This is a genomic window from Ignicoccus hospitalis KIN4/I, from assembly GCF_000017945.1.
In the GTDB taxonomy this organism is placed as follows: Archaea; Thermoproteota; Thermoprotei_A; order Sulfolobales; family Ignicoccaceae; genus Ignicoccus; species Ignicoccus hospitalis.
In genome coordinates this window covers 1,254,878-1,275,173 of record NC_009776.1, presented here as the reverse complement: position 1 = coordinate 1,275,173, position 20,296 = coordinate 1,254,878, and the positions used below count along the sequence as shown (strand labels likewise).

The 20,296-nt window shown below is 53.3% G+C and carries 24 protein-coding genes and 2 tRNA genes; 10 read left to right on the top strand and 16 right to left on the bottom strand.

Translation table 11 applies throughout. The features are described 5' to 3' along the window. Positions 1 to 18: 18 nt before the first annotated feature. The 11 genes from purT to IGNI_RS07305 form a co-directional block, all read right to left on the bottom strand. Positions 19 to 1,227, bottom strand: a complete 1,209-nt coding sequence (purT, locus tag IGNI_RS07350; protein ID WP_012123556.1) for a formate-dependent phosphoribosylglycinamide formyltransferase — start codon at positions 1,225 to 1,227, stop codon at positions 19 to 21. Between the two features lie 43 nt (positions 1,228 to 1,270). Continuing rightward, complete coding sequence (locus IGNI_RS07345; protein ID WP_012123555.1) at positions 1,271 to 3,205, bottom strand: Rqc2 family fibronectin-binding protein; 1,935 nt, start codon at positions 3,203 to 3,205, stop codon at positions 1,271 to 1,273. A 32-nt stretch (positions 3,206 to 3,237) separates the two neighbouring features. Next, positions 3,238 to 3,621 carry a CBS domain-containing protein gene (locus IGNI_RS07340; RefSeq protein WP_012123554.1) on the bottom strand — a complete coding sequence of 128 codons (384 nt, stop codon included), beginning with the start codon at positions 3,619 to 3,621 and terminating at the stop codon, positions 3,238 to 3,240. Positions 3,622 to 3,684: 63 nt separating this feature from the next. Further along, positions 3,685 to 4,086, bottom strand: a complete 402-nt coding sequence (locus IGNI_RS07335) for a 30S ribosomal protein S8 (RefSeq protein WP_012123553.1) — start codon at positions 4,084 to 4,086, stop codon at positions 3,685 to 3,687. Between the two features lie 5 nt (positions 4,087 to 4,091). After that, positions 4,092 to 4,256, bottom strand: coding sequence for a 30S ribosomal protein S14 (locus IGNI_RS07610; protein ID WP_012123552.1), 165 nt, complete (start codon positions 4,254 to 4,256; stop codon positions 4,092 to 4,094). Positions 4,257 to 4,291: 35 nt separating this feature from the next. Further along, positions 4,292 to 4,882 (bottom strand): 50S ribosomal protein L5, encoded by a 591-nt coding sequence (locus IGNI_RS07330; protein WP_052570585.1) that lies wholly within the window; start codon positions 4,880 to 4,882, stop codon positions 4,292 to 4,294. Then, a complete protein-coding gene (locus IGNI_RS07325) occupies positions 4,879 to 5,646 on the bottom strand; it encodes a 30S ribosomal protein S4e (protein ID WP_012123550.1) in 768 nt (255 codons plus the stop codon). Before IGNI_RS07325 ends, IGNI_RS07330 begins: the two co-directional genes overlap by 4 nt. Before the next feature lies 1 nt (position 5,647). Beyond that, positions 5,648 to 6,025 (bottom strand): 50S ribosomal protein L24, encoded by a 378-nt coding sequence (rplX, locus tag IGNI_RS07320; RefSeq protein ID WP_012123549.1) that lies wholly within the window; start codon positions 6,023 to 6,025, stop codon positions 5,648 to 5,650. A gap of 10 nt (positions 6,026 to 6,035) precedes the next feature. Beyond that, on the bottom strand, positions 6,036 to 6,449 hold the full coding sequence (locus IGNI_RS07315) for a 50S ribosomal protein L14 (RefSeq protein ID WP_012123548.1): 414 nt from the start codon (positions 6,447 to 6,449) through the stop codon (positions 6,036 to 6,038). After that, positions 6,449 to 6,817, bottom strand: a complete 369-nt coding sequence (locus IGNI_RS07310) for a 30S ribosomal protein S17 (RefSeq protein ID WP_012123547.1) — start codon at positions 6,815 to 6,817, stop codon at positions 6,449 to 6,451. Before IGNI_RS07310 ends, IGNI_RS07315 begins: the two co-directional genes overlap by 1 nt. Before the next feature lie 67 nt (positions 6,818 to 6,884). After that, positions 6,885 to 6,960: transfer RNA gene (locus IGNI_RS07305), tRNA-Gln, on the bottom strand. Positions 6,961 to 7,060: 100 nt separating this feature from the next. On the opposite strand from IGNI_RS07305, the gene IGNI_RS07300 reads away from it, so the two are divergent. From IGNI_RS07300 to IGNI_RS07285, 4 genes are all read left to right on the top strand, one after another. Further along, positions 7,061 to 8,230 carry a phosphoadenosine phosphosulfate reductase family protein gene (locus tag IGNI_RS07300; protein WP_012123546.1) on the top strand — a complete coding sequence of 390 codons (1,170 nt, stop codon included), beginning with the start codon at positions 7,061 to 7,063 and terminating at the stop codon, positions 8,228 to 8,230. A 39-nt stretch (positions 8,231 to 8,269) separates the two neighbouring features. Beyond that, a tRNA-Leu gene (locus IGNI_RS07295) sits at positions 8,270 to 8,357 on the top strand. Between the two features lie 118 nt (positions 8,358 to 8,475). Next, the gene (locus IGNI_RS07290) at positions 8,476 to 9,267 is read left to right on the top strand and encodes an A24 family peptidase C-terminal domain-containing protein (RefSeq protein ID WP_012123545.1); all 792 of its coding nucleotides are present in this window, start codon (positions 8,476 to 8,478) and stop codon (positions 9,265 to 9,267) included. A 6-nt stretch (positions 9,268 to 9,273) separates the two neighbouring features. Then, positions 9,274 to 9,768 (top strand): HIT family protein, encoded by a 495-nt coding sequence (locus tag IGNI_RS07285; RefSeq protein WP_012123544.1) that lies wholly within the window; start codon positions 9,274 to 9,276, stop codon positions 9,766 to 9,768. A 52-nt stretch (positions 9,769 to 9,820) separates the two neighbouring features. On the opposite strand, the gene lysX is transcribed toward IGNI_RS07285, so the two are convergent. The 3 genes from lysX to IGNI_RS07270 all read right to left on the bottom strand — a co-directional run bounded on the left by lysX (position 9,821) and on the right by IGNI_RS07270 (position 12,187). Next, positions 9,821 to 10,678, bottom strand: coding sequence for a lysine biosynthesis protein LysX (gene lysX / locus IGNI_RS07280; RefSeq protein WP_012123543.1), 858 nt, complete (start codon positions 10,676 to 10,678; stop codon positions 9,821 to 9,823). A 16-nt stretch (positions 10,679 to 10,694) separates the two neighbouring features. Then, positions 10,695 to 10,865: an alpha-aminoadipate/glutamate carrier protein LysW gene (lysW/argW, locus tag IGNI_RS07275; RefSeq protein WP_012123542.1), complete on the bottom strand. Its 171-nt coding sequence runs from the start codon at positions 10,863 to 10,865 to the stop codon at positions 10,695 to 10,697. 131 nt (positions 10,866 to 10,996) lie between these two features. Continuing rightward, positions 10,997 to 12,187 (bottom strand): thiolase family protein, encoded by a 1,191-nt coding sequence (locus tag IGNI_RS07270; protein ID WP_012123541.1) that lies wholly within the window; start codon positions 12,185 to 12,187, stop codon positions 10,997 to 10,999. Between the two features lie 125 nt (positions 12,188 to 12,312). Between IGNI_RS07270 and carA the strand changes: the two genes are divergently transcribed. Both carA and carB read left to right on the top strand, forming a co-directional pair. Next, positions 12,313 to 13,434, top strand: a complete 1,122-nt coding sequence (gene carA, locus IGNI_RS07265) for a glutamine-hydrolyzing carbamoyl-phosphate synthase small subunit (protein ID WP_012123540.1) — start codon at positions 12,313 to 12,315, stop codon at positions 13,432 to 13,434. Next, positions 13,431 to 16,574: a carbamoyl-phosphate synthase (glutamine-hydrolyzing) large subunit gene (gene carB / locus IGNI_RS07260; RefSeq protein WP_012123539.1), complete on the top strand. Its 3,144-nt coding sequence runs from the start codon at positions 13,431 to 13,433 to the stop codon at positions 16,572 to 16,574. Before carA ends, carB begins: the two co-directional genes overlap by 4 nt. Before the next feature lie 55 nt (positions 16,575 to 16,629). Here the strand turns inward: carB and IGNI_RS07255 are convergent, their stop codons facing one another. Both IGNI_RS07255 and IGNI_RS07250 read right to left on the bottom strand, forming a co-directional pair. Continuing rightward, the gene (locus tag IGNI_RS07255; protein WP_238374136.1) at positions 16,630 to 17,223 is read right to left on the bottom strand and encodes a LysE family transporter; all 594 of its coding nucleotides are present in this window, start codon (positions 17,221 to 17,223) and stop codon (positions 16,630 to 16,632) included. 14 nt (positions 17,224 to 17,237) lie between these two features. Continuing rightward, entirely contained in the window at positions 17,238 to 17,513 is a 276-nt protein-coding gene (locus tag IGNI_RS07250) for a hypothetical protein (protein WP_148202294.1), read from the bottom strand. Positions 17,514 to 17,688: 175 nt separating this feature from the next. Between IGNI_RS07250 and IGNI_RS07245 the strand changes: the two genes are divergently transcribed. Genes IGNI_RS07245 through IGNI_RS07230 form a run of 4 tightly spaced genes read left to right on the top strand, consistent with a single transcriptional unit; the run spans position 17,689 to position 20,252 of the window. Further along, positions 17,689 to 18,045, top strand: coding sequence for an RING finger protein (locus tag IGNI_RS07245; RefSeq protein WP_012123536.1), 357 nt, complete (start codon positions 17,689 to 17,691; stop codon positions 18,043 to 18,045). Between the two features lie 48 nt (positions 18,046 to 18,093). Next, positions 18,094 to 18,540 carry a DUF61 family protein gene (locus tag IGNI_RS07240; protein WP_012123535.1) on the top strand — a complete coding sequence of 149 codons (447 nt, stop codon included), beginning with the start codon at positions 18,094 to 18,096 and terminating at the stop codon, positions 18,538 to 18,540. Then, on the top strand, positions 18,515 to 19,429 hold the full coding sequence (locus IGNI_RS07235; protein ID WP_148202293.1) for a helix-turn-helix domain-containing protein: 915 nt from the start codon (positions 18,515 to 18,517) through the stop codon (positions 19,427 to 19,429). Before IGNI_RS07240 ends, IGNI_RS07235 begins: the two co-directional genes overlap by 26 nt. After that, positions 19,365 to 20,252: an RIO1 family regulatory kinase/ATPase domain-containing protein gene (locus IGNI_RS07230; RefSeq protein WP_012123533.1), complete on the top strand. Its 888-nt coding sequence runs from the start codon at positions 19,365 to 19,367 to the stop codon at positions 20,250 to 20,252. The genes IGNI_RS07235 and IGNI_RS07230 overlap by 65 nt, the downstream gene beginning before the upstream one ends. The last annotated feature ends 44 nt before the right edge of the window (positions 20,253 to 20,296 follow it).

Sequence of the window (20,296 nt, the reverse complement as noted above, 5' to 3'; positions counted from 1 at the left end):
TAACCCAAAAGGAGGACCTTAACACTTAACCACTTTTAGGAACCCGGCGGCCCTCCTAACCCTCTCCAACGCCTCCTCCACCGTGGAGCCGGTCGCTAGTAACACTCCCATCCTCCTCTCCTTGTAACTGCGCGGCTTGGCGAACCACCTCAGCTGGACGCCCTTCACCTTAAGCGCTTCGCCGACCCCCTTCAAGCAGGGGGGCTCCAAGGCCTCCTCTGCCAGCACCACTCGAGAGGCCGCGGGAGTTAGTAACTTGGGCTCAGGGACGGGGAGGCCGAGGACCGCGCGGGCGTGAATTGCGAACTCACTCAGCTCCATGCTAGCTAAGGTGACCAGGCCGGTGTCGTGAGGGCGGGGAGAGACCTCGCTGAACAGTACCCTCCCGTCCTTGGTAACTAATATCTCAACCCCGAAGATGCCTAAGCCCCCTAACTCGTTTACCACCTTTACTGCTATGTCCTTAGCCTTCTTCACCACTTCGTCGTTGACGGTAGCGGGGTGCCAAGACTCGTAATAGTAGTAGATGCCCTTGGGCCTCTTGTGTTCTACTGGGGGAAGGGGGACTGTTTCTATTCCATTACCCGTGTCGTGCCTGTACGTTAGGGCGGTGAGTTCCCTATCTATTTCAACGAACTCTTCTACTATGGCCCTCTCGCTCTTGCCCCGGGCCTCCTTCAAGGCCCTCTTAAATCCCTCCCGGGCCTCCTCCGGCGAAGAGGCTAAGGTGTGTCCGTGGCCGGAGGAGCTCATCTCGGGCTTTATCAAGCACGGGTAGCCGACTTTCTCGCAAGCTTCTGCGGCCTCGTCTTCGTTGTGGGCGAACGCGTAACGAGTGGTGGGAACCCCTACCTTTTCTGCCGCTAGCCTCCTCAGCTCAATCCGGTTCATGGTTATCTTTACCGCCCTCGCGTTAGGGACTACGAAGTAACCTTCCTTTTCCAAGTCCACGAGGGCGTCCGTGTTAATCGCCTCCACTTCGGGTATTATGACGTCTGGGCGCTCCCTGCGAACCACGTCGACCACTTGGTCGTAGTCTAGCATGTCTATTACGTACCTCCGATGGGCTACGTGCATAGCTGGGGCGCGGTCGTAACGGTCTACTGCAACTACTTCCACGCCCAGCCTCTGAAGCTCTATAACTACCTCTTTGCCGAGCTCTCCCGAACCGAGCAATAGGGCTTTCTGGGAAGACGACGTGAGGGCAGTACCCAAAACTTCTCTCAAGGTTCCTCATGAAGGAAAGCGGCCGTGAGGATAATATTTTCCCTCAGCCCAGCCCCGCACTCACCTCACCCTCCTCGGACTTTTCGGGCTTCCTCATTGGGACAACTACCTTTACTATCTTACTTTTTCCCGGTATCCTTTCCATTATTTCCTCTTCTCTGAGCCCCTCTATCGCTCCCTTTAGCTCTGGCTCCTTCAGCTTGTTGGTCCAGAGCCTCTTCAGCTTCTGGGCGACCTTCCTCTTCTCCACGTCCCCAGGGACCAAGACGGCGTAGGCGAAGCTCCTCTCCCTCACTAGCTCTTCGGGCCCCACAATTACGCGCGGGCCCCCTTCGACCATTTCCACGCCTAGCGCCAGCCTCAAGGGAACGTCTCTGACGTATTCTCTCTTACCCTTTATTATGAAGGCTCCCTTGGCGACGTACTGTCCGGGAGGAGGACTCTTGCTCACTTGCGAGCCCTTGACGTAGAAGACGTCCACGGAGCCCCTTCCCTCTTTCCACGCCTTGGAATAACACGCGGTCAGGAAAGCGGCCTCCCTCAAGTCCTTCTCGGTCACCTCCTTTCCTTCAGTCTTTAGGACCACCGCCGGGGCTCCTTGGACCTCCGCGTGCATGAATATGTCGTCGTCTTCCAAGTACCTCCTCACCACCGCTTCGTTCTGGCTCGCGTCCTTGCCTCCTATCGCCAACAGCCCGGAGCTCGTTATCAACCAGTGGTACTTCTCGTACCACTCCCTCCTCCTCGACTTAGCTATCTCCTTAGCTATCTCTTCTTTTACCTTCTCTTCGACTTTGTCCATCTCTTCTTTGAGCTCTTCGTACGCCTTGAGGGCTCTCTTGTACTTCTTTTCATATTCCTTAGACTTAGAGAACAACGACCTAATGTATTCGTCGAGGTTCGTGTCGGGTTTCAACACGATCTCCTTGTCCTCGAACTTCATAATGTATTCCTTGCCGTCCTTTAATACCTCCTCTATTTCAGCGTAGTTGGCCGCCAACTGAGTGGCGAGCTTCTCGTAGTTTTCTGAAAGCTTCTTGTACTCTTCCGCCAAGCGGAGCTGCTCTTCCATAGCTTTCCTCAGTTTCTCTACTTCCTTTCTTACCCTCTCCTCTAAGGTTTCTTCCAGCTCTTCGCTCTTCACGTTCGCAAAGTACTCGTCTATTATTTGATCTAGGTCGCCTTCCGATGCGTGATAACCTTGGGAAATAAACAGCCGCGGCTCGAAGGGCTCGAAGGCCACTGGTTCGCTCTCGGCCCTAACGAGGTATGCCCTCCCTTTCAGCGCCTCTTCGTACACTTCCCTAATTTTTGCTTTAATCCTTTCCAATTCTTCTAGGCTTACCTCGCTGGGCTTTTTGTCCTTAGCGACCCCAGCTCTGAACAGCACTTCCTCGGCTACGTCTCCCGGCACCTTCTGACCTATTACCAGCCCCCTGACTACGTCCTTACCCTTCTTTATCCTTTCTCCTAACTCCTCCAAGTCGTTGAAGGGGTCGAAGGTCGGCCCTGGAGGTGGCTTGTATAACTCACCCCTCTTTATCGATCTATCCCTCATCTCTTTGTATTCGTTGGCGTAGAGTATTTTGTTCTCGGGGTCAAGAAGGGCAATAACCCCTCTGGGCACCAGCTCTATCATCAGTTTGTAGACCTCACCCCCCTTGGAGAAGTTCATCTCGACGACTCTGTCGTAACCTACGGTCTTGATCGAAGTCAACTTGGCGGATTTCAAGAACTTGCGTAGCCCCCCGGCGAAGGGGTGAAGCCTCTCCGGGGCTTCCGGAGGAGAGGGCGTTAGGTGGATCCTCCTCCCCGGCTCCGCGATCAACGCCTTAGTGCCGCTCCCCTTTCCCTTCAGCTTCATCCACATTAGGCCGTCCTTGTAGTAGACGTTTTGGACTGTCGACCCTATTAGATCTTCGTTCTTCCTTATCCAAGCTACGACGTCGAGATAGTTCATGCTTGCCTTCTTTTTCATCTCGAGAGGCCCGCGCCGGGCGAGGTTTTAGCTCAGATAGGCGTTTGCTGCGCCAGTAAGGCCTCTACTACGTCTCTCAAGCTCACCACTCCTAGGACTCTGCCTTCTGGCGACACTACGGGCAAGTGCCTAATCCCGTGTGCCAACATTTTCTGTAGTGCGCTCTCCAAGCTTTCCTCCGGGTTCACAACTATAGGGTTACGCGTCATGAAGTCGCTGACAAGGTCTTCGGGCTTAGCCCCCTCGTCGAAGGCCCTTACTAGGTCCCTTTCGGTGAAAATGCCCACGAGCTCGTCGCCGTTAAGTATCAAGACGCTGCCGACGTTGTGAGCCCTCATCTTGTGTACGACCTCTTTTAAGGTGCTATTAGGAGGACACCAAACTATCTCTCTCCCTACGAGGTCCAAGACCCTCAAGGCACTCGAGCCCGGGTTCTAAAGAGCGAATGGAGATTTTTGTGTGGAAGGGACAACAAAAGGTTAATAGACGTATGCGATAGCTATTCCGCCTACCCTCTTCTGTATGGCCTCCTTATGGGTCATCAGTCCTTGGGAGGTGCTTATTATCAGAATGCCCACGTCCTTGGACGGCAAGAACCTCCTCAAGTGCTCCGGCAAGACCAGTAGGTCTCTGTAGCTCACGGACACCCTGGGCTTTATTGCGCCACACTTGTTAATCCTGCCCAGCAGCCTCACCCTTATCTTGCCCCACCGTCCGTCGTCTATGTATTCGAACTCGCCCACGTAGCCTTCCTTCTGCATTATCCTTAGTACGTTGGCGATCAACTTGGAAGCGGGCATTATTATTGCTTCTTTGTTGCCCCTAACTTCGTTGTTGTATATTGTGGTGAGGGCGTTCGCGAGAGTGTCGAGCATCACCATTGCTCTCACCTGTACTTCTTAAAGCCTAGAGTAGGAGCTACCTCTCGGAAGCATTGCCTACAGAGGTACAATCCGTACTTAGTTATGACGGCGTCTTGGCTACCGCACCTCTGACATCTCCTTGCTCCACGCCCAAACCTCCTATACTTGGGAGGCCTAAACTTGGCCATTCTTCACACCCCCTCTTGCGCTCCCGCGTTCTTTTTTAACCCTCGATCTTTACGCCGAACTCCTTGGCCAAGAATACCATACTCTCCTCTTTGGTGACCCTGTGCCTCCGGGGGATCTTGGACCTAGCCCTCCTCCTCCTGGCCACCCTGTAGCCGGGTCTTTCTATTGTCAGAATCACGTCCATGCCGAATATACCTACTCTGGGGTCGTAGCGCGTGCCGGGTATCTGTATGTGCTCCCTTATGCCGAAGCCTACGTTGCCGAACTCGTCGAAGCTGGAGGCTTTGATCTTCCACCCGACAGCCTCTAAGGCCTTCTTTAGGAATTCCACAGCTCTTTGTCCCCTCAAGGTAACCATGACTGCTATGTTCTCCCCTCTCCTTATTCCGAATTGCCTTATGGTCTTCTTGGCTTTGCGCTTAACCGGCCTCTGGCCGGTTAGCTCCTCTAGCAAGTTGTAGGCCTTCTCTAAGCGTTCGCCGCTCTCGCCCAGGGCGATGTTGACCGTCACTTTGGCTAACCTGGGCTTCAGCATAGGCTGTTGTTCCCACCTCTTCAGTATCTCTTCAACCCTTTCGGGAGGGAGGGGAACCTCTAAGCGCTTAACTTCCAACTCCGCGCTCATTTCCAAGCACCCTCCGGCAACTTTATCAAGGGCTCTTCCTTCCCTATTGGGAATACGTACTCAGCGACGGTGTAAAACACTTCGTCGTGTACGTCCCTCATCTTAACTAGAGTCTTCTTCCGTCCCATCCCTTTCACGATTTCCTCTATCCTCCCGACCCTTCCTACGTTCCTCCCAGACTTCACTATTGCGATTACTCCCTCCTCGAAGGGGACGTAGTCCAAGATCTCTTGCTCGGGCACCGTTATGAGTAAGCCGCCCAAGGTCTTGTACTCTTGGGCCTCTACGGGGTTGCGCGGGTCTTCTACCCTTATCAACACGTTCCTGCCGTCGTGTAAGTTCAACTGGACGTGACCGCCCTTAACTGTCACCTTGTTTTCTATTCTACAGATCTTCTTCTTGGCCTCTTCTGCATCTATCCTCATGGGTACTAGGTACTTGACTGGGTACGGGATCATGCGGTAGTACTCGTCGGCCCCTACGATCTCTATTACGTCCATGGCGCCTACGGGGAACTTGTAGTCCTTCCTTACTCTTCCATCAACCTTTATTCTGCCCTCTGCTATCAACTTCCTCGCTTCCCTAGAGGTCTCGGCGTATCCGAGCACGTCCCTGACGAGTATCAGTAGCGGTATGCTCTCCTCTATGGGGTGGGGACCCGGCCGGGGCTTTACCGCCCAGACGGCCTCCTTTCTATGAATGGGCCAGAAGGCCGGGGCGGCGAGCCTCTTTAGGTGCCTTTTACCTCCACCTACCCTTGCCACTTTACTTCACCTCCTTCTTCCTCCTCTCTATTATCTTTTGCCTTACCTTGTCGACCTCACCTAGCTTGGTTATAATCACTTTCGAAGGGTGGATGGGGTAGAACCTCTGCTCGCCCCTCGAGTTCTCTATCGTTGCGCCGTCTACGTATATCCTCGCTTTCTTTAGGTCTACCTTGGCGACCGTTCCTTCGTGGCCCCTGAACTTCCCTCTGACGATCTTTACGGTGTCGCCCTTTCTCACCGGCAACCTCTTGACGCCGTACTTCTCCCTCAGCTCCTTGCTGAGGGGGGCGTTCATGAACTTATGCCTCAAGTGCAAGGGAGCGTTGTAGAGGAACTTCCTCTGCTTGCTGGGCTTCTTGGACTTGGGGATAGGCACGGCGCTCACCTCACACGACTATGCTGGCCACGTTGCCTATCCTGGGCCACCTTTCCACCGCTTCGCGGGCGACCGGTCCCCTTATCTCCGACCCCCTCGGCGTGCCGTCTTCGCTTACGATGACCACCGCGTTGTCCTCGAAAGCAACCCAAGTGCCGTCGGGCCTTCTGAAAGGCTTCCTCTGCCTAACGACTATCGCTCTAACTACCTGGTGCCTCATTTCGGGCGTTCCCTTCTTTACAGTCACTACCACCATGTCGCCCACGCCCGCCGGAGGAATCCTCCTTAGCCTGCCGTGGTAGCCGGGCACGCCGATAATCATGGCGACCTTTGCCCCGCTGTTGTCCGTAACCTTCACGTAGCTGCCCACTTGGAGGCCGGTTACTACCTTTCTACGCGACTTGTTCGCTGACGCCTTTACCATTACTCTTCACCCCCTGCCTTCTTGCCGAGGACTACGAAGCTTATACTCTTAGCCAGGGGACGCGTCTCTCCAATAACTACGACGTCGCCTTCCTTTATCTCGTCCGCGAGGCAGGGCGGCAAGCGGGCGTGGATGTTACTCTTCCTCCTCTCGTACCTCTGGTACTTCCTGTTGTAGTACAAGTACTCGTGGCGTACTACCACAGCCTTATTCATCTTCTTCTTGACTACTACACCCTCCAAAATGGTGCCCCTTACCTTTAGATGTCCGTGCCAAGGACACTCGGGGTCGTTGCACGTACCGATCGGGGGCTTGACCCCCCTTACTCCCACGTGCCTGAAGTTTACCGACAAGGCCTCCGCTCCCACCGCGGGGTCCCGTGGACCATAATAAAGCTCGCTTGAGGCTTTGTAGTTGTGGGAGGGAATGGATAAGTGGTAGCCGGGCGGGGATTCGAACCCCGGTCACGGGGGCCAAAGCCCCGCATCCTTGGCCGCTAGACGACCCGGCTCCGGGTTCTGCTCTCGCGAACATTATAAAAGCTTATCGCACGGTGTGCGTGCTACGCTTAAAATACCTTTCGTCGCGTGTTAAGGTTACGGTGCACCTCAATGGAACGCTATCCCGAGATAAAGGTGAAGAGAGTGGCGTCGTGGCTCGTCGACTCGGCCGAATTTACCGGGATAAACGACGACGTCTACCTTTGGTTAGACGTTCGCAAGGCAATTAGAATTAACGACTTTATTGATGGCAATATGTTGAAAGTTTCTGGCATTACGCTAAATTTCGGTAGGTTCTTCGAAGACATAAAGTGGCCCTTCGTCTCCGTTGCAGGAGACTACGAAGGGTACTTGAGGTGGTTGTCCGAGAAGGTCCCGCCCAACATTAAGGTAGTGTTGAACTTCTCTGGGGGTAAGGACAGCGTCGCGGCGGCCAAGGTCTTAAGCGACTTGGGCGCCGACGTCACGCTCCTCTATTCCCATGTAAGCTACCTAGAAAACCCACGAAACGTGGATTTCGTCGAGAAAGTTGCGAACCGACTAGGCGTCAAGTTAGTGGTGGTAGAAGCTGACAGGGAGATCATGAGAAACATGTTGAAGCAGGGGATGCCCTTCAGGGGGAACAGGTGGTGTACTACACAAAAAGTAAAGCCGATAAGGAAGGTATTGAAGGAGATGAAGGACTACGTGAGGGCTGACGGCGAACGCATGTTCGAGTCCATCAAGAGGTTCAAGAGGCTGTCTTTCCACTCTCCTACGACCCCTAAGGTGTTCGACTTCAAGAAGGTGAGGCCCATATTCCTACTGACCCTTATCGACGTGGTCAAGATAGTTAGGGAGGTCAACGCCGTCCACCCAGACTACCTAAAGGGCCTCCCCCGCGTGGCGTGTACTTTCTGCCCTTACAAAACCCTCCACGAGTTGGACGAGAGCGTTTGGAATGAGGTCGAGGACCCGGGTATAATAGAGGAAGCTATCAAGGCTTCTTACCGTCGCTTCGAGTACGATATGCCTTGGGAAGACTTCTTCGAGAGACACATGTGGAGGTTCTCGCCCAAGCTGGCGAACGTGCTATACAAAATTCAGCAAGAGTTGGAGCGCAAGCTCGGGGAACTAGAGATCGTCACGTCAGAGAGGGTAAGGAGCGCTTACTCGAGCGTGTGGACGGAAGAGCTGCCCGCAGTCCCCGAACTCCCCCCTGAGAGGGCTTACAAGATCTTCGTAAAAGTGATGATGAAAACCTACGAAAGGATGTTAGAGTCTTCAAGGGAAGGGGGATGACCCAAACTTAATAATCCTAGGTGTGACCCGCACTGTGGAGCGGGGGTGCCCGAGCCAGGTCGAAGGGGGCGGGCTCAAGACCCGCTGGCGTAGGCCGGCGTGGGTTCAAATCCCACCCCCCGCACCACGCCCCCGTTCTCCTTACACTGCCAATGAGGACTCATGCCCGGTAGCAGGACCTCAAATGACTGAGGAAAAGCCAGCCGAGGTTATACGCCCCGGGCGTAACCCCTTGGGGCACTCCAATGGACTTGTGGTTGTTGGACGTCTACAGAACAGCGTTGGCGTTGGTTGTTCTGAGTTACGCCTCGTACCTCGATTGGAAGACCAGAGAAATACCGCCGAAGCTCTGGGCGACCGCAGCGCTTCTCGCGCTCCCGGCATCCCTTTACGAGGCGGTTACCCTGAGTTCCGCCGGCTTGGGGGACTACGTAGTCTTTTCATTCTTGAGCGGAGCGATAATAATTCTGGTACTCGCCCTTCTAATGTTAAGGAACATGATGGGCGGGGCTGACGTACTCGCTTTCCTATTCATAACGGTAGACATGCCTTGGTACCCCTTCGCGTTGGGCGGCCCTAGGGCGCTGCTGCCAGTACCTCTGCTAACCTTGCTTTACTCAACGATCCTGGCCGCCTTGTGGGTCCCCTTGAGGTTGATTTCCAACCTGTTAAACGACGACTTCGTCTCACACGCGAAGGAATTAAACGTTACAGGCTTAAAGCTCTTGCGCCTAGCGACCTCAGCTAGAGTAGTCAAAGTGAAGGATTATTTTAAAATGAAATTCTGGTTCCCGCTGGAATTGGTACAATATAAAGACGATAAAGTAGAACGCCTCCTCCGAACCACTTTCTCTATAGACGAAGAGTACGAAGATCATCAAAGGAAGATTAAAGAGTTCGTGGATGCTGGCTTCTTGAGCGAGGACGAGAAGATATTCGTCACTTATGGTATACCTTTCATTATCTACATCACTGGGGGACTCCTAGTGGCGCTGCTCATAGGAGATATACCTATTCGTTGGTTGCTAACGAGGTGAGGCCAGGTGTTCGACGTACTGTGGACGCCGTGGAGGATGCAGTACGTAGAGAAGGCCGGCAAGGAGGAGGGGAAGTGCGTGTTCTGCGAGCTTCCGAACATGGACGACGAGGAAGCTCTAATACTATACAGAGGGAAATACAACTACGTGGTGTTGAATGCTTTTCCCTATAACACGGGTCATCTCATGATAGTCCCTTATCGACATGTAAGCGACGTAACTGAAATGGACGACGCCGAGATCCTCGAGATGGTGAAGCTATTCAAGCGTTCGGTCGAAGTCCTTAGAAGAGAGTACAGGCCAGAGGGCATCAACGCGGGTTGGAACTTAGGGAGGGCGGCCGGCGCGGGCATACCCGGTCACTTACACCTACACGTGGTCCCCCGGTGGTGCGGGGACGCGAACTTTATGACCATAATATCGAGGACGAAGGTGCTTCCCGAAGCTCTGAACGAGACGTGGAGAAGGTTGAGGAAGGGTTTCGAGGAGCTGGGTTCCTAGAGTTTGTTTCACGTACAAAAACTTGCCCCCGCGCGGTGGCCGCTTGATAAACTCATCTCTTAACCCTCTCGTAGACGTACTTCGCTATTTCGTCTCCCACATTAATACCCGTAGCCTTCATAAACCCTTTAAACTCCGGGACGCCGTTCACCTCGTTCACTAAGTATCCTTCCTTCCCTTCAAAGATATCTATCGATACCACTTCTCCCTTCAGAGCCTCCGCGGCCTTTACCGCCAGCTCGCACGGCTCCGTCGAGTCCTTCAAGGCCCTCACCTTCCCTCCGAGGGCTACGTTGGACCTCCACTCGCCCTCGCTGGGTACGCGGTAGATACAGCCCAAGCAGTTACCCCCAATTACGAAACACCTTATGTCTCTGTTCTCCGGCATTTTGACGTATTCTTGAACTATGTGTACCTTCATTTGGGGGCTGTTCATCATAGATCTATGTTCTATTACGATCTTGGCTTCGTGCCAGTCCCTTACTAAGCTCACCAGCCTCCCCCAGCTCCCTATAGGGGGCTTGTCCACGAGTGGGAACCCCACGCTGGCGTAAGCCTTTTCGGTAGAGTCCCCGTTGAGGGCTATCACGGTCTTGGGTATGGGTATCCCGTGAGATGCCAGGGCTGAGTACGTTAGAACCTTGTCTCCGGAGAACATGATTGTGTAAGCACTGTTTATGGGTTTCATGCCGTTTGCTTCGAGGACAGCCGAGGTGTAAGTAGATCTGAACATGCTTACGGCTCGTACTATTGGTACGTGTTCTTCTATGCCTTGTAGGGGCAACGGCTCCTTGGTTACGTTGACGGGAACCGTCTCAAGTCCGTGGGACTCTAACGACTTTATTATCAGCTTCTCTTCGACACGGGGCAAATCATAATAGACCTTCACAACGAGGTGGAACCACCTCACCTCCACCCCCTGCTCGCTACTGGCCCCAGTCCTCTCCCACTTCTTCGGCTACCTTCAGTTCCACCTTGTCCCCACTCTTCTTGACCTCCAGGGTGGCGCCGCATTGGGGACACTCCACTATCTCTCCGTCCATGACGTCGTCGGGGAGCTCTATCTCGGCGCCGCACACGGGACACTTCGCCTTCAAGGCTTCCCTCCCGCAGACGAGCGGGGCAATTCTATTTAAATACTTTATTTCCAGTAGTGAGGGATCCTCAGTCGAATAAGGCTTCTAATTGATGATCCTTTAACAAAGGACGTCGCGAGTCGGAGCCGGGCTTAAAACACTTCGATCGCTAGGGTGCTCCCCCCTCCAGTTCCGTGACAGAGGGTCGCGACCCCCCGGCTCTTGTTGTGGGTCTTTAGAGCGTTAATCAAGGTTACTACTATTCTGGCGCCGGAGGCGCCCAAGGGGTGGCCTATCGCTATGGCGCCGCCGTGTACGTTCATCCGCTCGTAAGGTATTCCTAAGAGGTGGTGAGGCAACCACAAGCTTATTGCAAACGCCTCGTTGACCTCGTAGAGGTCCCAGTCGTCTGGCTTAACGCCGACCTTTTCTGATATCCTCTTTATTCCGGGAACTGGCGCCTCCACGAAGTCTTCAGGCTTCAAACCCACTATGTCGTAGGCTAGGACCCTAGCTACGGGCTTGAGGCCGTACTCGTTCACGACTTCTTCTGGAGCCATTATCAGAGCGGCCGCGCCGTCGCTCAGTTGGGAGCTGTTGCCGGCTGTGTGTACCCCGTCGGGCGTGAAGGCCGGGGGAAGCTTGGCTAACTTCTCTGGGCTGGTGTCCCTCCTAATCCCCTCGTCGCTTTTTATCGTTACGACGCCTTTCTTAGTCTTAACCTCTATCGGCACAATCTCCTTCTCAAAAATTCCTTCGTCGGTCGCTTTGGCCGCCCTCATGTGGCTCTGATAAGCGATCCAGTCCAGTTCTTCCCTCTTCGCTCCGTACTTCTTAGCAGTCATGTCCGCTTCTACGCCCATTAGCTGCCAGTTCCAAGAGTCGGTTAGTCCGTCCAGTACCATGGTGTCTATGAGCTTTGCCTCCCTTCCTACCAAGTGCTTTATCCCGCTCCTAGCTTCGGGAGGCAGGCAGAGGGGAGCCCTGCTCATACTTTCCATGCCGCCTACGAGGGCTATTTTCGCGTCTCCGGCCTTGAAGGCCCTTATAGCGTCTATCATTGCCATCATTCCCGAAGAACAGACCAAGTTTACCGTATGGCCGTCCACTTCGTATGGGATGCCCGCTAACAACGCGGTTCTGCGGGCGGGGTTTTGACCTACAGCCGCCCCTATCACGTTACCGAACGCGTAGAAGTCTACGTCCTTGGGCTCTATTCCGGCCCTCTTTATTGCCTCTTTAGCGGCTATGGCGGCTAAGTCTGGAGCGGGGATTCCGCTCAGCGAGCCGAGGAACTTGCCTATCGGCGTCCTCACGGCCGAAATTATGTATATTTCGCTCACTGGAAGCCCACCCCAAGCCGGGGCGCCCGAGTGCATATATCGCTTATGCATGTTTAGACATGTGATTGAAGAAGCTTTAGTTATACTATATAAACCCCCTTTGAAGCCTTCAGACGCGGGTCCTATTGAGATGTCGAGGGGATAAGGCGTTCTTAGTGCTAGAGGACCTAAGCATATTCGAGGGCTGCGCGTTCGGTGCCCGGGCCGTTAGGGTCGGGGAGGTAGTCTTCACCACCACGATGAACGGCTACCCAGAAGCGCTCACGGACCCTTCCTACAAAGGTCAAATACTGATTATGACTCACCCCATGGTCGGCAACTACGGCGTGCCCGACCCCAACATTATTGATCCAAAGAGCAACTTACCTCTCCACTATGAATCTAACGGTATAAAGGTAGAGGGCTTCGTAATAGCTAGGTTGACCAAACCCAACCACTGGGCGTCGGTTAAGGATTTGGACGAGTGGTTCAAGGAAGAGGGCGTGCCGGGCATTCAAGGCGTGGACACTAGGATGTTGGTCAAAAAGATAAGGGAAAAAGGAGTGATGATGGGCGCCATTACCACTACCGGAGACGTGGAAGATGCGATAAGGGCACTGGAAAGCGCGCCGAGGTACGACGAGGTTGATTACGTCTCCTCAGTGCGCCCCCCTAAGGTGATGGAACACGGCTCGGGCGAGCCGGTCGCGCTCTTGGATTGTGGAGTCAAATACGGAATCGTAAGGGAGCTCGCTTCTCGAGGCCTCAAGGTGATCAGAGTCCCTTGCGGAGAAGGGCTAAAGATACTGGATGAAGTTAAAGGAGTTGTGCTCGCCAACGGCCCTGGAAACCCCACGATGGCGATGGAGAAGTATAACTTACACAAGTTCGTAGAGGCCGCATACGAACTCGGACTGCCCATCCTAGCCATATGCTTAGGTCATCAAATCCTAAACATGACCTTCGGAGGCCGGGTTTACAAAATGAAGTACGGTCATAGGGGGGTTAACAAGCCCGTCAAGGACTCAGAGGGGAGGTGCTTCATAGTTAGCGAGAACCACGGATACGCGGTGGACCCGAAAACTATAGACAACGTAAAGTTTAGGAAGTGGTTCGTGAACCCTGATGACAACACCCTCGAGGGGGTGATAAGCAAGGACCCGAAGAGGCCAGTTTTCAGCGTCCAGTTCCACCCAGAATCCTCCCCGGGTCCTCACGACACCTTGTGGATTTTCGACAAGTTCGCCTCTGAGGTGAAGGCTCAATGAACGACTTGAGGAGCGTTTTGATTATAGGCTCCGGCGCAATCAAGATAGGCGAGGCGGCCGAGTTCGATTATAGCACGAGCCAAGCGCTGAAGGCCCTCCGCGAGGAAGGTATAGAAACCATACTAGTAAACCCTAACGTGGCGACAGTTCAAACCACCAAAGAGATGAGCGACAAGTTGTACTTCGTTCCGCTGAGGAGGGACATACTAGAAAAAATAATTGAGGCCGAGAGGCCCGACGGCATACTCATAGGCTTCGGCGGACAGACGGCCCTCACGTTAGGGGTGGAGCTCTGGGAAAGCGGCGTCTTGCAGAAGTACGGCGTGAAGGTGATAGGAACGCCCATAGAGGGTATAAAGAAAGCCACCGACAAGACTCTGTTTGCCAAGACTATGAAGGAAAACGGAATCCCAATGCCCCCTAGCGAGGCGGCGAGTAATGTGGACGAAGCGTTGGAGATAGCGGAAAGGTTGGGATATCCGGTAATAGTGAGGATAGCGTTCACCTTGGGCGGTAAGGGCAGCTTCATTGCATGGAATAGAAGAGAACTCGAGAAGTGGGTCGTGAGGGCTTTCGCGCAGAGCGCGGTCGGGAGAGTGCTGGTAGAGAAGTACCTCCACCATTGGAAGGAGATAGAATTTGAGGTGGTTAGGGATGCATACAACAATTCGGTAGCTGTGGCGTGCTTAGAGAACTTAGATCCCATGGGGGTCCACACGGGCGACTCAGTGGTGATAGCGCCTTGTCAGACGTTAACCAACAGAGAGTACCAGATATTGAGAGATGCCTCAATTAGGGTGGCAGAAGTCATTGGATTAGTTGGGGAAGGGAACGTCCAGCTGGCCCTCGACCCGCGCGGCGAGACTTATTACGTTATAGAGACGAACCCCAGGATGAGTAGGTCGAGCGCCCTAGCGAGCAAGGCTACCGGATATCCGTTGGCGTACGTCGCTGCGAAACTGGCGCTGGGCTACAAACTTTGGGAAATCCTGAACAAAGTCACCGGTGCCACGTGTGCTTGCTTCGAACCCAGTTTAGACTACGTCGTGATTAAGGTTCCAAGGTGGGATTTGGATAAATTCGAAGGCGTTGAAAAAAGTCTCGACAGCGAGATGAAGAGTGTAGGGGAGGTAATGGCGATTGGTAGGAACGTTGCAGAGGCCCTCCAGAAGGCCTTTAGGATGTTAGACATAGGGGTGGAGGGGATAACAGACTTTGAGCCAATAAAGGTAAAGAGTAAGGAGGAGGCCTTAGAAAAGCTCCGGAAGAGGGAGCCGTATTGGCCCCTGTACGCTGCTAAGGCGATATACGAAGGGGCCACGCTGGACGAGGTACACGAGGCGTATGGGGTAGACAAGTACTTCTTACATTGGATAAAAGAAGTGGTAGAACAGAAGAAAGAGATCGAAAGAAGCGCTGCCGACTACGAGTATTCGAAGATACTTGGCTTCAGTGACAAGGAACTGAAGGTGGATATAAGGACTGGTCTATTACCTAAGGTTAAGAGGATAGACACCCTAGCGGCGGAGTGGCCCGCGGTAACTAACTACTTGTACTTGACTTATGACGGCACTGAGGATGACGTGAAATTCACAGACAAGAGGTACAAGACTATGGTACTCGGAGCGGGAGTCTTCAAGATAGGGATCTCAGTAGAATTTGATTGGGCCGTGGTATCGTTAGTTAGGTCGTTAAGAAAGTACGGCGCCGAAGAAGTGATAACGCTCAACTACAACCCCGAGACCGTGTCGACCGATTGGGACGAGAGCGATAAGCTATACTTCGAAGAGATAACGGAGGAGACGGTCTACAAGGTAGTTGAGAAAGAAAGGCCGTGGGGCGTAATAGCGTTCGCCGGGGGTCAGATAGCCAACAAAATATACAAGAAGATAGAGGCGCTGGGCGTTCCCTTACTGGGGACACCCGGGAGGAGCGTGGACACGGCGGAGGACAGGAAGAAGTTCAGCGACTTGTTAGATAAACTTAACATCAAACAGCCTAGGTGGGTCAGCGCTTCTAGTATGGAGGAGCTCAAGAAGTTCGTCGATGAAGTCGGATTTCCTGTAATTGTTAGGCCCAGCTACGTTCTAAGCGGCTCCGCGATGAAGGTGGTGTGGAGCTGGGAAGAGTTAGTAGAGTTCGTGAGGAAAGCGAGTGAAGTGAGCAGGGAGCACCCGGTGGTGGTGTCGGAGTTCTTCGTGGGCGCTAGGGAAGCCGAGGTGGACGCGGTCTCCGACTCGGCAAGCGTAGTGGCAGTTCCCTTAAGCCACGTGGAGCCGGCCGGCGTTCACTCTGGGGACTCTACGATGGTCACGCCAGCGAGGCTGGAGGACGAGGTAGTAAACAAGATGCTAGACATCTCGTTAACCTTAGCTAGAGAGCTGGAAATAAGGGGCCCGTTCAATATCCAGTTCTTAGTAAAGAACAACGACCCATACGTGATAGAGCTGAACTTGAGGGCGAGTAGGAGTATGCCCTTCTCCAGCAAGTCTAGGAACGTCAACCTGATGGAGCTCTCAGCGAAGGTCGTGGTAGAGGGAACCTTGGGGTTGGGAGAAGGCGTGTACGTCCCCCCGACCAAGGTATGGGGAGTCAAGTCGCCCCAGTTCAGTTGGACCCAACTCAAGGGGGCTTACCCGGACTTGGGTCCCGAGATGCGCTCCACGGGGGAGGTGGCGGCGTTCTCGAGGAGTTACGAGGACGCGTTAATATTATCATGGCTGTCGGCAGTGCCCAACGATATACCCAACAAGGACAAGAAAGTGTTAGTTTACTCCCTCGAGGTCTTTGATGAAGACAGGACTAAGGCGAAGGAGGCAGCTGACGCGATGTCCGAGTTGGGGTACCACGTGATAACGCTAGAAGGAGTGGAGGTAAAGGGCTATGAGCCCTACGATTCATCAAAGATAAAAGAAATGTTGGTTAAAAGGGAAATAGGCTTAGTAATCACTTCAGGGAGCAATAGGAGCGTGGACTACGTGGTCAGAAGAACTGCAGTGGACATGAATGTACCCTTGGTACTTAACTCCTACTTAGGTGCTGAGCTGTCAAAGGCCTTCATCAAGGTTTACGAGAAGTACGGCGCGTTGGACCCGGCCCGACTCGAGATAAAGGAATATGGTGAATTGTTAGGGTCATGACCCGAAACCGTCATCATCCCCTTCAGCCAATCCAGCTAGACGTCATCCCCGGGCTTCACGGCAAAATACCTTTTCCAAAAAAGCTCTTCGTGACTACGTCTACGGCGAAGAGCATTAACAAGGCTGCCAGTATGTAATTTATTAGAGTGAAGTTGGCCACGCTGCCACCCAAAGCCGCCAGCGCAGCTAACCAGACGTAATCCATCCACACGTGCGATAAGTACATAGCAACGAAGGTGGTTGTGCTCAGCGACGCGGCCTCGACCAGCGGGAGGCCTACTGTTACCCACCACAACAAGAAGTAGGCGTTAAACGCTGTGAAGACAAACCCCGCCATCAGAGCATCGTTGACAGTAACCTTCGGCATGTCGGGGCTCTCCAAGAGTCCTTTTGCGAAGAACAGCGCGAAGGCGAAAACCACCAGAGCTAGGACTTTATTGTACTTATCTAAGACATTCTTAACCTTCCCCAAAGTCTTAGTTAACAAGAAGACGTAAGGGAGTTCGAAGAGTACGTGCCCGGTCGCTACTGCAATCCCCCCTAAGACGCCGCTACCCGCTCCCGCCGCCACCGCGCTGGCTGAGAGGAGGCCCGGACTGAAGGCCCCGCTCGGCGTGACCAATAATGTCATTAATATTACGTCGCGCACGTTCCCCAAGGGTCTTATCCCCTCTTAGGAATTTCCAATCGGAGCTTCTCCACGTTGTCATAAATAACAATCATGGCTTCTCTCACGACCTTATCGACCTTCTCGGCGGGCAAGTAGCGAACGATGTACGTGCCGTCTTCCAACTGTTTCTCTTCGGCCACGGCGTACTCCCTCCCTAGCACGTCGCTCAATTCAAAAGCTAAGTCCTCGAAGTAGTCGTACGCCCCGCACGTGAAGCATATGTGACCCTTAACGTGGACAACTATCTCATCGTTCTTTACCTCAATCAACTCGCTCTCTGCTCCGTATTTCTCATTAAATCTCCTAATAGCTTCTCGAACCTTGTCCAAATCTACCATGGGTTGTGCGCCCCCGACCCAACTCCCCTCAATGATCCTTTATGAGTGGCGTTAACCGTACTACAATAAAACAGAGGCCGGCGCGTGGGTGTCGGGAAACCTCGGAATGGCGCGGAAGAGCAAGAAAAAGAAAGACCCCTTCGTGTGCCCGAAGTGTGGCACTAGGGTTAGTGAACCCAAGAAGACGTGGCAGTTAGTCTCGCCCCTTCCGGACTCCAAAGGAAGGATAACGGTAACCGTAATGGGCTCTTTTGAGTGTCCCAACTGCGGATATAAGTGGAGGGGCGTAGTTTCCAAGATCAAGATAGGAAACGACGAGGTCGAGGTCGAAGCCAGGGGCAAGAAGAAGGAGATAAAAGACGAGGTCAAGCGGAAGTCGGAAGTACAAGAAGCTCGGGAGGGCGAAGTTATCGAGCTAGACTTGGACGAAATAGAGAAAGAATTCGAGGGCGAGGGCGTGTAGATACACATTACTATAAACTCCCCCTCCAGCGTTAAAGTAAATGATAGCATGACGGACGCGAACGGAGTAGTAAGAAACGTCATCGAGGAGTTCCGATCGATCAATCAGAGCGTGCCCCAAGAAAGGGTACTACTCAAGGCCGCTGCCGAAGGCAGGAGACTCATAAAGCTAAGGGACGGGAGCGAGCACTTAATGGATACAGACGAGCTCAACGAGATGATAAACTTATTACCCTCTTGGATGAAGTGGGTCGTGAGAGTACCTCTGCTACTGGCCTACGAGCCGCTCACGGGGGTCGTGAAGGTACTAGGTTCCGAATGGGATGAAAAGGCCGTGAGGAGGCTCGTAGGCATAGACAAGGAAGAACCCTTACGGTTATACCACTTGGAGAGGTTAATAACTCGATTCTCCAGCTTGGTTTTCATAATATTCGAGGTAGACGTGGCCCGCCTCGTGGGGGTCGGTGAAGATGTCCCTCCGAAAGGATTTGGTTAGGATCGTGGAGAAGTATAAATACATAGAAAACGGAAAGGTGAGCGACGTAGTCGTGAGGTCCAACGACGACGTGTTCGTAGTACTGGGTGTGGAGAACAGCGCAAAGGTAAGCAAGAGAAAGGTAGGGACGCTGACGATGTTGGCGAAGGGTATAGGCGCGAAGCCCTTGCTGGTCGCCAAAAAGTCCGGAGACGAGGAGCTCTTAGAGGACGTCGTTTACGAGAAGTACGGAGTCGCGGTGGTGAATTTAGAGACGTTCGAAAACATACTGAAGGGGAACAAGATCTACATAAGGAAGAAAAAATCTATCTTCACGGTATCTATAGACAGCAAGAGGTTGAAGGAGTTATGTGAGGAGATGGGGATAAGCATGGGTGAGTTGGCCAACTACTTGGGGGTCAGTCGGAAGTCCGTGTACGACTACATAAGGGGTAACAAGGACGTGAGCGTAGACACCGCCATAAGACTAGCAGAGCTCGTAGGAGACGAGGTGTTAAAGCCCGTAAACCTTGAAGAGTTCCAAGGTATCGAGCTGAAGGTGGAGCCCCATACCCCGCTGGAGAGGGAGTTGATGGAGGTGACGGACTCAATTCACGTTCCAAAGGGAAACGTAAGCGTGGGGGGCGAGGCGAGAGGGGTGAAGTTCACCGCGGTAGTCCCGCACGGCGACGAGGAGCTCGAGTGGTTCGCCGAGTTAAGCGAGATCATCGATAGGATGTCCGTTGCTGTGGGTTACAGCGACGTCCCGAAGACTCTGGAGAACTCCAAGGTAAAGGTCACGGAAAACTTACAACAATTCCTAGAGGCGCTCTCCGGGGAGCCAGTTGAACCTGAAGGAGATATATGCTCAACTGACAGAGGACGACATAAAGGTTCTCAAGGCAATTGAGAGGAGACTTAAGACGCATGAGTTCGTCCCGGTGGAGATCCTCGAGAAGGAGACCAAACTCCCCCTTCACAGGTTGGAGAGGAGTCTCTACCACCTCAACAAGCTCAAGCTCTTGAGGAGGATGAGCGGGAGCAGTTTGGGATACAGGCTCACCATTTTGGCCTACGACGTCTTGGCCATTCATACCCTCATGAAGAGGGGGGTCTTAGCCGAGATAGGCGACAAGATAGGGGTCGGGAAGGAGAGCGACGTATATCTCGGAATAGCCCCCGGCGGAAAGAGGCTTGCGGTTAAGTTTCACAGGGTCGGAAGGAAGAGCTTTAGGCACGTGGCAAGGAACAGGCCTTACAAATTGGAGGACAGTTGGCTCCTCCAGTCTAAGGTGTCGGCTAGCAGGGAGTTCGCGGCACTCAAAGAGTTATATCCTAGGGGCGCGAAGGTTCCCAAACCTGTTGATAAGAGTAGGCACGTAGTGGTCACCGAACTGATAGAGGGGGCCGTCGAACTTTACACCAAGCCCGACATCCCCGACCCTTTAAAGGCACTTGAGGACGTGCTGGTTACAATAGAAATCGCGTACAAAGACGTAGGTATAGTGCACGGCGACTTGAGCGAGTATAACATAATAGTAGTTCCCTCTACCTCTGAGGCCTTCATAATAGATTGGCCACAGTACGTAGAGAAAGATAGCCCGCTAGCTGAGAGGTTGTTGAGGAGGGACGTAGAGTACGTGGTAAGATTTTTTAAGAAAGTATACGGTATCCCCTTAGATGTTGATGAGGTGGTCAGAAGGCTCAAAGAATTGCCCAGTGGTAGCGGTTGACCTAGAGCCGGGCTCTCCGCCGGGGATTAAGGGAAAGTTCCACT

Excerpts from the sequence above, each read along its gene's own strand:
- IGNI_RS07345 (WP_012123555.1), bottom strand. The coding sequence starts at position 3,205 with ATGAAAAAGAAGGCAAGCATGAACTATCTCGACGTCGTAGCTTGGATA.
- IGNI_RS07335 (WP_012123553.1), bottom strand. The coding sequence starts at position 4,086 with ATGGTGATGCTCGACACTCTCGCGAACGCCCTCACCACAATATACAAC.
- IGNI_RS07610 (WP_012123552.1), bottom strand. The coding sequence starts at position 4,256 with ATGGCCAAGTTTAGGCCTCCCAAGTATAGGAGGTTTGGGCGTGGAGCA.
- IGNI_RS07330 (WP_052570585.1), bottom strand. The coding sequence starts at position 4,882 with ATGAGCGCGGAGTTGGAAGTTAAGCGCTTAGAGGTTCCCCTCCCTCCC.
- IGNI_RS07315 (WP_012123548.1), bottom strand. The coding sequence starts at position 6,449 with ATGGTAAAGGCGTCAGCGAACAAGTCGCGTAGAAAGGTAGTAACCGGC.
- IGNI_RS07300 (WP_012123546.1), top strand. The coding sequence starts at position 7,061 with ATGGAACGCTATCCCGAGATAAAGGTGAAGAGAGTGGCGTCGTGGCTC.
- IGNI_RS07290 (WP_012123545.1), top strand. The coding sequence starts at position 8,476 with ATGGACTTGTGGTTGTTGGACGTCTACAGAACAGCGTTGGCGTTGGTT.
- carB (WP_012123539.1), top strand. The coding sequence starts at position 13,431 with ATGAACGACTTGAGGAGCGTTTTGATTATAGGCTCCGGCGCAATCAAG.
- IGNI_RS07245 (WP_012123536.1), top strand. The coding sequence starts at position 17,689 with ATGGCGCGGAAGAGCAAGAAAAAGAAAGACCCCTTCGTGTGCCCGAAG.
- IGNI_RS07240 (WP_012123535.1), top strand. The coding sequence starts at position 18,094 with ATGACGGACGCGAACGGAGTAGTAAGAAACGTCATCGAGGAGTTCCGA.
- IGNI_RS07235 (WP_148202293.1), top strand. The coding sequence starts at position 18,515 with ATGTCCCTCCGAAAGGATTTGGTTAGGATCGTGGAGAAGTATAAATAC.